12 protein-coding genes are annotated in these 13121 nt (G+C 52.2%); 9 read left to right on the forward strand and 3 right to left on the reverse strand.

Features of this window, described 5'->3' with window-relative positions:
* Positions 1–28 precede the first annotated feature (28 nt).
* The gene (locus tag IJ22_RS18365; RefSeq protein WP_062409865.1) at positions 29–589 is read right to left on the reverse strand and encodes a glycerol-3-phosphate responsive antiterminator; all 561 of its coding nucleotides are present in this window, start codon (positions 587–589) and stop codon (positions 29–31) included.
* An 18-nt stretch (positions 590–607) separates the two neighbouring features.
* Positions 608–2095: a glycerol kinase GlpK gene (gene glpK / locus IJ22_RS18370; RefSeq protein ID WP_062411052.1), complete on the reverse strand. Its 1488-nt coding sequence runs from the start codon at positions 2093–2095 to the stop codon at positions 608–610.
* Positions 2096–2406: 311 nt separating this feature from the next.
* Between glpK and IJ22_RS18375 the strand changes: the two genes are divergently transcribed.
* The 7 genes from IJ22_RS18375 to gdhA all read left to right on the forward strand — a co-directional run bounded on the left by IJ22_RS18375 (position 2407) and on the right by gdhA (position 10801).
* The gene (locus IJ22_RS18375; protein WP_062409866.1) at positions 2407–4059 is read left to right on the forward strand and encodes a glycerol-3-phosphate dehydrogenase/oxidase; all 1653 of its coding nucleotides are present in this window, start codon (positions 2407–2409) and stop codon (positions 4057–4059) included.
* Between the two features lie 138 nt (positions 4060–4197).
* The gene (locus IJ22_RS18380; RefSeq protein WP_062409867.1) at positions 4198–4758 is read left to right on the forward strand and encodes a GNAT family N-acetyltransferase; all 561 of its coding nucleotides are present in this window, start codon (positions 4198–4200) and stop codon (positions 4756–4758) included.
* Between the two features lie 86 nt (positions 4759–4844).
* The gene (locus IJ22_RS18385; RefSeq protein ID WP_062409868.1) at positions 4845–5147 is read left to right on the forward strand and encodes a hypothetical protein; all 303 of its coding nucleotides are present in this window, start codon (positions 4845–4847) and stop codon (positions 5145–5147) included.
* A 253-nt stretch (positions 5148–5400) separates the two neighbouring features.
* Positions 5401–7743, forward strand: a complete 2343-nt coding sequence (locus tag IJ22_RS18390) for a xanthine dehydrogenase family protein molybdopterin-binding subunit (protein WP_062409869.1) — start codon at positions 5401–5403, stop codon at positions 7741–7743.
* Positions 7730–8587, forward strand: coding sequence for an FAD binding domain-containing protein (locus IJ22_RS18395; RefSeq protein ID WP_062409870.1), 858 nt, complete (start codon positions 7730–7732; stop codon positions 8585–8587). The genes IJ22_RS18390 and IJ22_RS18395 overlap by 14 nt, the downstream gene beginning before the upstream one ends.
* Positions 8588–8591: 4 nt before the next feature.
* Entirely contained in the window at positions 8592–9035 is a 444-nt protein-coding gene (locus IJ22_RS18400) for a (2Fe-2S)-binding protein (RefSeq protein ID WP_062411053.1), read from the forward strand.
* Positions 9036–9424: 389 nt separating this feature from the next.
* Complete coding sequence (gene gdhA, locus IJ22_RS18405) at positions 9425–10801, forward strand: NADP-specific glutamate dehydrogenase (protein WP_054818182.1); 1377 nt, start codon at positions 9425–9427, stop codon at positions 10799–10801.
* A 53-nt stretch (positions 10802–10854) separates the two neighbouring features.
* On the opposite strand, the gene IJ22_RS18410 is transcribed toward gdhA, so the two are convergent.
* The gene (locus tag IJ22_RS18410; RefSeq protein ID WP_062409871.1) at positions 10855–12261 is read right to left on the reverse strand and encodes an MATE family efflux transporter; all 1407 of its coding nucleotides are present in this window, start codon (positions 12259–12261) and stop codon (positions 10855–10857) included.
* Positions 12262–12425: 164 nt separating this feature from the next.
* Here IJ22_RS18410 and IJ22_RS18415 point away from each other — a divergent pair, with 164 nt between their 5' ends.
* Together IJ22_RS18415 and IJ22_RS18420 are read left to right on the forward strand one after the other, a co-directional pair.
* Positions 12426–12716: a ferritin-like domain-containing protein gene (locus IJ22_RS18415; RefSeq protein WP_062409872.1), complete on the forward strand. Its 291-nt coding sequence runs from the start codon at positions 12426–12428 to the stop codon at positions 12714–12716.
* A gap of 15 nt (positions 12717–12731) precedes the next feature.
* The gene (locus IJ22_RS18420; protein ID WP_062409873.1) at positions 12732–13076 is read left to right on the forward strand and encodes a spore coat protein; all 345 of its coding nucleotides are present in this window, start codon (positions 12732–12734) and stop codon (positions 13074–13076) included.
* Positions 13077–13121: the final 45 nt, after the last annotated feature.

Genomic DNA, 13121 nt, shown 5'->3' on the forward strand with positions numbered 1-13121 from the left:
ATTGCAAATGGTAAATCCCTCTATTTCCTCACGCTTCTTGCTTCTGCCATAGCGCTTTTCTCGATGTGGTCACCGCCGTCGCGCCCGCTTCAAGCGCCAGCCGCACATCTTCGTCGGTGCGGATCAGGCCTCCGGCCAGCACGGGGATTTTCGTTTCCTCCAAAAACTCCCGGATAATATGCGGTATAATGCCGGGGAGCACCTCGACGTAATCGGGCTTCGTTTTTTCAAGCTGTACATAGCTGTTTTCCAGCGCGAGGGTATCGAGCATAAAAAGGCGCTGAATGGCAATAAGCCCTTTTCTTTTGGCGGTGAGCACCACATTGTTGCGTGTGGAAATGATGCCCGCGGGCCCGATTTCCTGCGCCAAAAATTCGGTTGCGTATTCATCCGATTTTAAGCCCTCGATGAGATCGGCATGGAGAAACATCTTCTTCCCCTGCTCGGCAGCCCGGCGTACAAGCGGCTTCACCTGAGCGATGTGCGCGTTTAACAGGACGAGAAATTCGTAGTCTGTCTTCAGCAGCTGATCAAAATCCTTCATATTGCGAATTGCGGGTACGATGGACTGGTTTATGATGGCTTTCATCCCATTGCTCCTCCTGAATTAGCTTTGCTCGCCTTCTTTGTAGCGCATGGTCGCATGTACGGCTCTCTTCCACCCGGCATACAAGCGATCGCGTTCTTCGGGTTTGGCAGCGGCCGTAAATGTCCGCTCGACGACACGGTTATGGATAATGTCCTCTTTACTGCGCCAATAGCCAACGGCTAGACCGGCCAAATAGGCCGCTCCCAACGCCGTAGTTTCATTGACCGTCGGACGCTCCACTTTCGTACCCAGCAAATCCGCTTGAAATTGAATCAAGAAGTTATTCGCCGCAGCGCCGCCGTCAACTGCAAGCTTTTGTACCTTAATGCCTGAATCGGCTTCCATCGCCTCCAGCACATCGCGCGTTTGATACGCCAGCGATTCAACCGCCGCACGGATCAAATGGTTATCCGTCGTACCCCGGGTTAGACCGAATATGGCTCCGCGGGCTTCCATATCCCAATAGGGCGCACCGAGGCCAACAAACGCGGGGACGAAATATACGCCTTCCGTGCTGGAAACCGATGCCGCTCTCTCCTCAGATTCGGACGCGGTACCGATCAGCTTCAGCCCGTCTCTCAGCCACTGAATGGCCGCCCCAGCAACGAAGATGCTTCCTTCCAGCGCATATTCCACTTTACCATCCAATCCCCAAGCGATCGTTGTCAGTAAGCCATGCGTGGATGCAACCGCTTTAGTTCCGGTGTTCATTAACATGAAGCAGCCGGTGCCATACGTATTTTTCACCATTCCTTCATCAAAGCAGGCTTGACCGAACAAGGCCGCATGCTGATCACCGGCAATGCCCGCAATCGGAATACCGGCGCCCAGCAGGCTCTCCTCCGTGTATCCGTAAATTTCGCTCGAGGAGCGGACATCCGGCAGCATGGAACGTGGAACCTGCAGCATGTTCAGCAGCTCGTCGTCCCATTCCAGGGAATGAATATTGAACAAAAGCGTTCTCGACGCGTTCGAATAATCCGTCACATGCAGCTTTCCTCCGCTCAGCTTCCAGGCAAGCCATGTATCGATCGTGCCGAATGCGAGCTCGCCCCGTTCCGCTTGATCGCGCGCGCCCTCCACATGATCCAGAATCCACTTCAGTTTCGTACCCGAGAAATAGGCGTCGATCAAAAGTCCGGTCTTGCTCCGTACAAGGTCTTCATATCCCCGCTGCTGCAGCTCGTGACAAATGTTGCTGGTCTGACGGCTTTGCCATACAATGGCATGATACACCGGCCGGCCCGTACGCCGATTCCAAACCACGGTGGTTTCCCGCTGGTTCGTAATGCCGATGGCGCAAACCTGCTGAGGCCCAATGCCTGCCTGCGCCAGCGCTTGGCGAATCATCTCGAGCTGGACGTCCCATATTTCCTCCGGATCATGCTCCACCCAGCCCGGTTTCGGGTAGATTTGCCGAAATTCCTTTTGTGCATCGGCAACGATTTGCCCCGCTTTATCGAACAAGATCGCTCTAGCGCTTGTCGTACCTTGATCAAGAGCCATCACGTACAAGGATATCGCTTCCTCTCCTGTAAAATAAACCTGCTCCGGATTCCTTAAACCGATGAGTCCATCGATTTCTTTCGCAGCACTACGATACAAGAAATCGCAACTTCTGTAAAGATGTACCAAAATAAAAATGGATATGCCCCCTCTTGCAGCCAGCGAAAAAAGGGGTTATGATGAAGGTAATATAATAACCACTGGGTCGGAGACGAGGAAAAAGACCATAACCCTTCATTGATCGGGTATCAATGATGCTGTTGTGTGTCTTTTTCCTTTTTTTGCATATTTGTCTCCAGAGAGGAGTACACATGACTCAAACATTTTCCAGCCTAAAACGAAACGATATTCAGCTTGAACTGGCACGGGAAACATACGACATGCTGGTGATTGGAGGCGGTATTACGGGTGCGGGCATTGCACTGGACGGCGCGGTGCGCGGACTCAAGGTTGCTCTGATCGAGATGCAGGATTTCGCGGCAGGTACCAGCAGCCGGTCGACAAAACTCGTTCACGGAGGATTGAGATATCTGAAGCAGGGCGAGGTCAAGCTGGTGCGGGAAGTCGGGCGCGAACGCGCTATCGTCTACGAAAATGCCCGGCATGTCGTCATCCCGGAATGGATGCTGATGCCGATTATCAAAGGGGGCACGTACGGTAAGCTAGCCACATCCGTCGGTCTTTACGTGTACGATTGGCTTGCCGGGGTCAAGCGGGAGGAACGCCGCAAAATGCTGTCCAAAAGCGAAACGATCGCCAAAGAACCGCTGTTGTGGCAGGATAAGCTGCTGGCGGGCGGTTATTATGTCGAATACCGTACGGATGATGCGCGGCTGACGATCGAGATTATGAAAGCGGCGGTAAGCCGCGGGGTCAAAGCCGTCAATTATACGAAAGCGGCACAGTTCTTGTATGAGAACGGCAAGGTTGTCGGCGTGAAGGCGGAAGACCGGAATTCAGGACAAACCTTCGAGATTCGGGCAAGCAAGATCGTGAACGCCGCCGGCCCGTGGGTAGACAAGCTGCGCGAGCTGGACCAATCGAAGCAGGGCAAACGGCTGCACTTAACCAAAGGGGTCCATATCGTCGTCGATCAAAGCCGATTCCCGCTGAGGCAGACGATTTATTTCGATACACCGGACGGCCGTATGGTGTTTGCAGTCACACGGGACGGCAAGACCTACATTGGGACAACGGACACCGATTACGAAGGCAATCTGGAGCATCCCCGGATGACCAAGGCTGATTTGACTTATTTACTCGATGCGGCAAATTACATGTTCCCTTCCATCGGACTTACGGAAGCAGATGTCGAGGCCAGTTGGGCGGGGCTGCGGCCGCTTATCCACGAAGACGGCAAATCACCGTCCGAGCTGTCCCGCAAGGACGAAATCTTCCTTTCTCCCTCGGGTCTCATCACCATTGCCGGAGGCAAGCTGACCGGCTACCGCAAAATGGCCGAACGGGTTATCGATCTGGTAGCGGAGCAGCTGAACAAAGAAACCGGCCGTACGTTCCCGGGCTGCAGTACCGATCAAATCAAGCTATCCGGCGGAGATTTTCCGGAAGGCTTTGATGCGTTTACCGCCAAGTGGACGCAGCATGGCATCCACCAGGGCTTGTCTGAGAAGCGGGCGGCGGCCCTCGTCCGTCGTTACGGCAGCAACGTGCCGTCGGTGTACGCCAAATTTGACTCCCTGCGCGAAGCCTCCGCGGCCTACGGAATGGAGATTGACGCATTGGCTTCGCTCATCTACGGCATAGAGGAAGAAATGGTAACCCGCCCTCTTGATTTTCTCAATCGCCGTACAGGGGCGGTCAATTTCGACCACCAAAGCGCCGCGCGGTGGCTGGAGCCCACCGTCCGCTTCATGAGAGACACCTTCCATTGGGATGAGGAGACCGCTCTCCTTTATTTAAAGGAAGCAAGAGACGGCATAAGATTTGCGAAAGAGGCGGTTTAACCCGGATTTACCGTTTTCAGGATTCGGCATCCTTTACTGTTCTGCGATATAATAGAATCATCTTCTGATCAAAGAGGACTTTGTTCAAGGAGAAAAATCGGCCGCATGTACGGTCTTTCCGCAGGAGGTCCCGGGAGCATGTTTAAATACAGGATCGATGACGAATTGGAATTAAAGCTGTTGGAGCCCGCTGACGCAGAAGCGCTATACCGGCTTATTCATGCGAACCGCAGCTATCTGCGGAAATGGATGGCCTGGGTCGATGCAACCAAAAGTCCCCAGGACACCCGATCCTTCATCGAGTCCGCACGAATCCGTTGGGCCAAGGGAGATGGCATGACGGCAGGCATCCTGTTTCACGGAGAACTGTGCGGAACGATCGATCATCATGCGCTTTGTCTGTTGAACCGCCGCACGTCCATCGGGTATTGGCTGGCCGAATCCCATCAAGGCCTCGGGATCATGACCCGCGCTTGCCGCGCGATGGTCTCTCATGCCTTTAAGGGACTGGGTCTGTACCGGGTGGAAATCCGGGCCGGCGTGAATAACCTGAAGAGCCGTTCCGTGCCGGAGAGGCTCGGATTCTCCTTCGAAGGAGTCGCCCGCGGAGGACAGCGGTTGTATGACCGCTATATCGACCTTGCCGTTTACGGGATGCTGGCGGATGAATGGGATTCGTCCCCGGCAGGAGCAAAATAATTGAACCAATGGGAAGTCGCAATCATTCTTGCCATTATACATCATAATTCATCATGAACGACCGGATAGGTGAAGGAGGAAACACAGTGGCATTCGGGATCACCAGAGAAGAACTGACGCAGTGGAAAGAAGCTGTGTCCAGGGGAGAGATCGCTTTTATCACCCACTTTTGGCTGGAGCCCCGTTTTCCGGGCATTCATACGGTAACCAAAGTCGGCTGCTCGAATCTGGAGCGCTTATCCGAGTGGTGCGCAGCCAACGGATTAGATCCAAGATATATTCATAACCGCGACCCTTTTCCCCACTTTGACCTGATCGGTGCAAAGCAAATAGAGATTCTGCGAAAAGAACGCTTGTGGGATCAACTGGAACGTTTCAGACTGCTTTAAGGTGATGCCCCTCCCGGCTCTGCTCCGCTTGGACCCGCAAGCCGCAACTCCCCGCTTCACTTTATTTTCAACAGGACGCAGCCATTCCTTCCGCATGATGATACACCGATCTGTATAAAACAGAAGCCCCTTTCACCACCGCCCCTCCTTCCCCATGAAATGCAATTCGTACTAAAGAGACCTCGGATTCATATAATTTACTGACGTTCGGGAATCAGCCAATCGGTAAAGTGAATGAATCGGGAGGGAGAGCATGGATCACTTGAAAGTCATCGGCAAGAGCATTCCCAAGAAGGAGTCGCGTGATAAGGTAACGGGAGCGGCCAAATACACCGGCGACCGTATGGAAGCCGGAATGCTTCACGCAAGGATGGTGACCAGCCCCTATGCCCATGCCGCCATCGTGAAGATCGATACGTCCCGGGCCTGGCAGATCAGAGGCGTCCGCGCCATACTGACGGGAGAAGACTGCGATGTGCTGACAGGAGAAGAAATTCGTGACCGGCCCGTTATTGCTAAGGACAAGGTCCGATTTTTCGGTGAAACCGTTGCCGTTGTCGTGGCGGACAGCGAAGCTTGCGCACTTCGGGCCGCCTTGTTCATTGATGTGCAGTATAATCCCCTGCCGGTGGTGAATTCCCCCACGGAAGCCTTGCGGTTCGATGCTCCTTTAGTGCACGAAAAGCTCGGGGAATATGATAAAGCGCCCGGTGTCGTTTCCCGTCCCGGTACCAATATCGCCAGCATCATCCAAATCCGGAAGGGAGAGATGGAGAAGGGCTGGAATGAGAGTAACACGGTCATCGAAACCAGCGTGGCATTCGTCCCGTCCGATCATGCCGCGATGGAAACGCGAAGCGCCGTTGCGGAAATAAGGCCGGACGGTTGTATCCATATCGAAACCTCCTCCCAAGCGCCTTTTGCGGTTAAAAAATATATGGGGATCTATTTCCGCATAGATCCGGGCAAAATTATCGTCGAAACGCCCTTTGTCGGCGGAGGCTATGGCGGGAAAGCAGCCATCCAGCTCGAGCTTGTCGCCTATATCGCTTCCAAGGCAGTCGGCGGCCGCAAGGTCAAAATCGTCAACACCCGAGAGGAGGATATGGTGACCTCCCCCGGGCATATCGGCCTTGAAGCCACCGTCAAGCTGGGAAGCTCGCAGGAAGGCAAAATTACTGCCGCAGAGATCATCTACCGGTTTGACGGAGGCGCCTACTGTGACAAATCGAGCGACGTTGCCAGAGCGGCGGCGGCAGATTGTACGGGACCTTATGCGATCGACAACCTGTACTGCGATTGTTTGACCGTCTATACCAATCATCCTTACGCTTCCGCCTACCGCGGATACGGCCATTCGGAGCTTACGTTTGCCATAGAACGGGCAATGGACGCTTTGGCCGATAAGCTGCAGCTAGACCCTATGGAGCTTCGCTTGAGGAACATCGTGACCCCGGGCGATATCAGCCCGACGCGCAATGTCCTGAATTCCAGCAATCTCGGCGATTTACAGGAATGCATGCGAAGGCTGCGGACGCTGATCGAATGGGACGACTGGACCGTCCGGCGGGTTGACGCTTATAAAATCAGGGCCAAAGGCATCAGCTGCAGCTGGAAAAATTCCTCCATGGATCCGGATGCCGGCTCGGGAGCCATTGTTTCTTTCAATCCCGACGGCAGCATGAATCTGGAATGCGGTGTCGTGGAAATCGGGACAGGAACGAAGACGGTGCTCGCGCAGATGCTCGCCGAACGCATGCGGATGGATCCTGATCAAATTCATGTCCGTTATCCCATCCATACTCAGATCACCCCCGAGCATTGGAAAACCGTGGCAAGCCGCGGCACGTTTATGGCCGGACGCGCGGTTTTGAAAGCAGCGGACGATGCGATCCGCCAACTGCTGGATATTGCCGCTTGTGTGCTCAGGGTCGACCCGGAAGACCTGGAAGTCGGACAGGGGAACATTTTTGTTAAAGCCGATCCTTCCGTTCAAATCGCGATCAAAGACATCTGTTACGGCTACACGTATCCTAACGGGAACGCGATTGGAGGACAAATTATCGGGAGAGGCCATTATATCCAAAGACAGATGACCTACCTTAATCCGGAAACGGGGGAAGGCAATCCCGGACCGGAATGGAATGTGGCGGCGCAAGCGGTGGAAATTGAGCTGGATACCCGAGATTATACTTATAAAATACTAAAGGCCGTCTCCGTGATCGATGCGGGAAAAGTGCTGAATCCGAAGACGGCCGAAGGACAGGTCATGGGCGCGATGAGCATGGGTCTGGGTTTCGCCAACCGGGAAACCTTCCTTTTTGATAACCAGGGAGTCATCGGCAACGCCACGCTTCGCGATTACCATCTGTTCCGCTACGGAGAACAGCCGGAATATGTCGTGCAATTCGTGGAGAATCCTTGCCTGGAAGCTCCATTCGGGGCACGGGCACTGGGCGAGCACGGGTTAATCGGGATGCCTGCGGCCCTTGCAAGCGCACTCTCCAGAGCCGCCGGGGTCCCGCTCAACCGGCTCCCCCTTTTCCCGGAGCTCGTTTGGCAAACGGTCATGGAGGCGCGGCATGATTCCGTATAATTTCGAATATTATCAGCCGGTCACCGCGCTTGAAGGCGTTCGCCTGTTCCATGATCTTGCGCTTCAGGGCAAAGAACCGATGTATTATGCCGGCGGAACGGAAATCATTACGATGGGCAGAACCCTCCCGGTCCAGCCTCGCGCCGTGATCGATATCAAAAAAATTCCCGAATGCACGATCCTTGCCGTCCAGGATCAAAAGCTGGTTCTCGGATCGGCCTTGAGTCTGTCCCGGCTGCATGACTCCCTCGCCTTTCCCCTGCTGGGAGAAACCGCTGCCGGCGTGGCCGACCGGACCTCCCGGAATAAAATTACCTTGGGCGGAAACATTTGCAGCCGGCTGATGTATAGGGAGACGGTGCTGCCCTTATTATTGACCGACAGTGAAGTGCGGATCGCCGGTCCTGCAGGGTGGAAGCAGGTGTCGATCCATCAGGTGTTCCATGGACAGCTGCAGCTGGAAAAGGGGGAATTCCTGGTGCACTCGCTTACCGACTCAAGCTATATCGGCATGCCTTATGCCGCGGTAAAAAAGCGGAAGGTGTCCGATATCGGTTATCCGCTGCTAACGGTAGCCGCCATCCGGACGAATGCCATGATCCGCGTGGCTTTCAGCGGTGTGTGCGCATTTCCGTTTCGGTCGCCGATGATGGAAGACGCGCTAAACCGGCGGGAGCTTCCGCTTCGGCTGAGAATCGAGCAGGCCCTTGTCCATTTGCCCGCTCCGATACTGGACGATTTCAACGGATCGGCGGCTTACCGGGAATGGGTTCTGAAACACACGCTGCTGGACACGATCCTTTCACTGGAAGGAGAATCGCATGAAAGATATCGACGCCTATAAGGTCATGGTGGAGCTTAACATAAATAAGGAAGTCAAAGATGCTGCCGTCAGACCGGCGGATACGCTGCTGCACGTGCTGAGGGAAGGACTGGGACTGACCGGCGCCAAGCCGGGCTGTCTCAATGGAGACTGCGGGGCCTGCACGGTTCTGGTCGACGGCCAGCCGATGAAGTCCTGCATCATGCTTGCCGTGGAGGCAGCGGGAAAACAGGTCACCACGATTGAAGGATTGACGGATGCTCCCATCCAGAGAGCGTTTATCGAGCATGGGGCCTTTCAATGCGGTTACTGTACCCCGGGGTTCATCATGAATTGCCATGCCTTAATTCAAACCCATCCCCACGCCAGCGATGAAATCATCCAAGATTGGCTGCAGTCCAACATTTGCCGGTGTACGGGCTATCAGGAAATCAAGGAGGCCGTACTCTCCATATTGCGCCCGGGATAATACAGCCAAACCAAACGCCTTTCTATAAGATAGAAGGGCGTTTGTTTGCTTGCCGACTTGATGGCAGAGTTCTCTTGAAGGCGATTCGATGATCAAGAGACCGGCTCATTTTGAAATTGACTGTGAACCAGTCCGTAATAATAGCCTCATTATTTAGTGTGCCTACATAAAATAATTTTGTCATGCAAATAGATGTGGTTGTAAAATATATCCATAAATAAAAGATGCTTATAACGTATTATGTTAAATATATGTTATATAACTTGCATGCAAATCAACCTCTTATTTTTTGTATAAAAGCTATTGTTTTCTTAATATAAATATGTAAAAATAATTTGAATGGGAAAGGATCATTTGACCTGAAGACAATAAATAACGGAGGTTAAAGCATGGCGTTAGAAACAGCACAGCATAATGAATTAGCAGCAAGAACATATGTCAATGAAGTTTATGATACCGTAATCAAGCGCAATCCTCATGAAAGCGAATTTCATCAGGCGATTAAGGAAATTTTATTTTCGCTTGTCCCTGTTTTTGCAAAACATCCCAAATACATGCAGGCCGGTATTCTGGAAAGAATTGTCGAGCCCGAAAGAATGATCACGTTCAGAGTGCCTTGGGTGGACGATCAAGGAAAAGTGCAGGTTAACCGCGGATTCCGGGTTCAATTCAACAGCGTTCTCGGCCCTTATAAAGGCGGATTAAGATTTCATCCTTCCGTCAATGCCAGCATCATTAAATTTTTAGGATTCGAGCAAATTTTCAAGAACTCCTTGACAGGGCAGCCGATCGGCGGAGGCAAGGGCGGATCCGACTTCGATCCCAAAGGGAAATCCGACGGAGAGATCATGAGATTTACCCAGAGCTTCATGACGGAGCTGTTTAAATACATCGGTCCGGATACGGACGTGCCGGCCGGCGACATTGGCGTAGGCGCTAGAGAAATCGGTTATATGTTCGGTCAATACAGAAGAATCCGCGGAGGCAATGAAGCCGGTGTGCTGACGGGCAAAGGAATCGGTTACGGCGGCAGCTTGACGCGTACAGAAGCTACCGGTTACGGTACGGTCTACTTCGTAGAAGAAATGTTGAAGTCCATTGGGTTAAGCTTTGAAGACAGCACGGTCGTCATTTCCGGATCCGGCAACGTCTCCCTGTATGCGATTCAAAAAGCGACCCAATTGGGCGCCAAAGTGCTCGCTTGCAGCGATTCCAACGGATATGTTTATGATCCGGACGGCATTAAATTCGAAACGGTAAAACAGATAAAAGAAGTCGAGAGAAAACGCATCAGCGAATACGTCAAGGAACATCCTAACGCCGAATACCATGAAGGCTGCGAAGGCATTTGGACGATCCCGTGTGACATTGCTCTGCCATGCGCTACGCAGAATGAAATTAGCGAAGCCTCCGCTAAGCTTCTGGTTGCCAATGGGGTGAAGGCTGTAGGCGAAGGCGCGAATATGCCGTCCACATTGGAAGCTATCGATGTATTCTTGGCCAACAAAGTCCTGTTTGGACCGGCGAAAGCTGCTAATGCCGGCGGCGTAGCCGTATCCGCATTGGAAATGGCTCAAAACAGCATGAGATATTCCTGGAGCTTCCACGAAGTCGATGACAAGCTTCATGCTATTATGAAAAACATCTACAGAAGCAGCGTCCAAGCCGCTGAAGAATACGGCCAGCCCGGAAACCTCCTGGTTGGGGCGAATATCGCCGGATTTACCAAAGTTGCCGATGCCATGCTGGCACAAGGAATCATTTAATACAGATACGTTTAAAGGGCTGACCGGATGGTCAGCCCTTCTTAATCGTTTATTTATGATGTGCCGGCAGCCGCCGACACCGGATTTCCCGAAGAATCGACCAGCGCCAGCTTTTCCCATGTCCTGCTTCGCCAACGGAAGAACATAATGATTCCCCGCGTCCATTCATCCGCAGCAATCGCCAGCCAAACCCCGGCTAATCCGAGATTCAAATGGAATACAAGAAAATAACCTAAGGGCAAGCTCATTCCTGCCATCGAGATCAGACCCATATACACGGGAAATTTCGCATCCCCGGCTGCTCGCAGTGAATTGATCAGCACAAGGTTAAACGTACGCCCGGTTTCGAGCAATAGGCTTAGAACAATGACCTGTGAAGTCAAGCCAAGGATAACGGGATCCTGCGTAAATATGCCGATCAGAGGGTCACGGAACAGGATCACGACGATATCGACCAGAACGGTAAGGAACAGGCCCCATTTCAAGCTTTGCCATACCCTGTAATAAGCTTCATCCTTCCGTCCCGCACCCACTAGACGGCCGGTGATGATCGCCGTCCCCATCCCGATGGCTGCACTAAACAAAAAGATAAACATCGAAATGTTCATTGCATATTGTCTGGAAGCCAGCGCCGCAGCCCCCAAGAAGGTAACATAGTATAGAAAGACCGTCTGGCAGGCATGATATGTCAGTTGTTCAAAGGCCGATGGAATTCCGATTTTCAGTATTTTACCTACATAAACTTTGGAAAGGACAACATAATCTCTTACTTTCACCCTGATCTCCATGATGCGGTACAGCAGCCAAAAAAAGACGATAACGGCTATCCCGCGGCTGAGGACCGTGGATAAAGCCGCTCCTGCGACGCCCATTTCCGGGAAACCCCAATGACCGAAAATCAACAGATAGTTACCCGCTACATGAATGACGTTCATCCCCAACGAAACAAACATCGACTGCTTGGTATACCCGTACGTTCGAATTATGCTGGATAACGTGTTGATCATTGCCTGAAGAAATAAGCCGCCGCCTACAATGACGATATAGATCTGAGCGTAGCGCAAAATATCCCCTTGCAAATTCACTGCTTGCAGCAGCCGGTTTCCAAAGAGAACAAAGCTTGCGCTCAGCGTCAAGCCGATCATTAAGTTCAGGGTGACGGCTGTCGCTGAAATTCGGGCCGCGTCGGCCGGTTTTCTGGAGCCTATGTATTGAGCGACGACAATCGCCGCACCGTTCCCAATCACCTCAAGGACTAAAATAGCGATAAAAATCACCTGATGCGCCACGCCTACACCAGAGACCGCATCGTCCGAAACCGCGCTTAACATAAAGGTATCGACAGCCCCCATCAGCATAAAAAGAAACAATTCCAAAAAAATCGGCCAGGTTAATAAAAACAGATTGAAATCTTTGGTACTGGCAGCCTTTGCCGTCCTCCCGGATGTTATAGAGCTCATGAGGTCACCTTTCTGGTTATGGAACCTGTAGTCATTCAATGAATTATTATCTTAGCACAGTTTTCATTCATTTTCATTCATAAAAAATTAATCCAGAGCATAATCCGCCTTTGAATGTTCATTATATATAGTGAAAACTTCGTAATCAGGAAAGGAGTACTTTGATGACGACGACGACCATGAATCCTCCGGCTCAAGTGCCGATACCCGTTCCTCCCCGTGTGATTACGACCAAAGATTTGCTTTACCTCAAGGATGCGCTGTCCTGGGAACTGAACGCATTTAAGAAGTTTCATTTTTTCGCCCAACAAACGATCAATCCGCAATTGAAACAAGCGTTCGACAAAGCCGGACAAATGCATCAACGTCATTACCAAAAGCTGCTGACTCACCTGCAGGTGAATAATAACGCCGTAATGGCGAATCTGCCTCGTCCGCAGCAAACGTCACAGTAAAAGGAGATTGGATCCATGCCAACGCAGCAAGCCCCAAATCCTAATGAGATCGCCAATCCGCAGTCAGGCCAACTGCCGAATATCAAAGGACCGCAGATGAATGACCGCGACTTTTTGAACGACGGCCTCAGTACGTGTAAATACTTGACGGACGGCTTCAATGTCGCTGTCCGTGAAGCCAGCCATCAGCAGCTCCATGACGACATGCTCCAGATCTTGACCGAAACGCACCAGAGCGCGAGAGAGCTGTATAACTTGATGTTCCAGAACGGCTGGTATAAGCTGGAGGCTGAAGAGCAGCAAAAGCTGCAACAAGCGCATCAGCAATTCAGCGGCTATTCCTCGCAATTCCCTTATTAAGCGCCGTCCTCTTAATATCATGGACATAAAACAAGGACACCCGCT

Source organism: Paenibacillus naphthalenovorans, from assembly GCF_001465255.1.
Classification (GTDB): Bacteria; Bacillota; Bacilli; order Paenibacillales; family NBRC-103111; genus Paenibacillus_G; species Paenibacillus_G naphthalenovorans.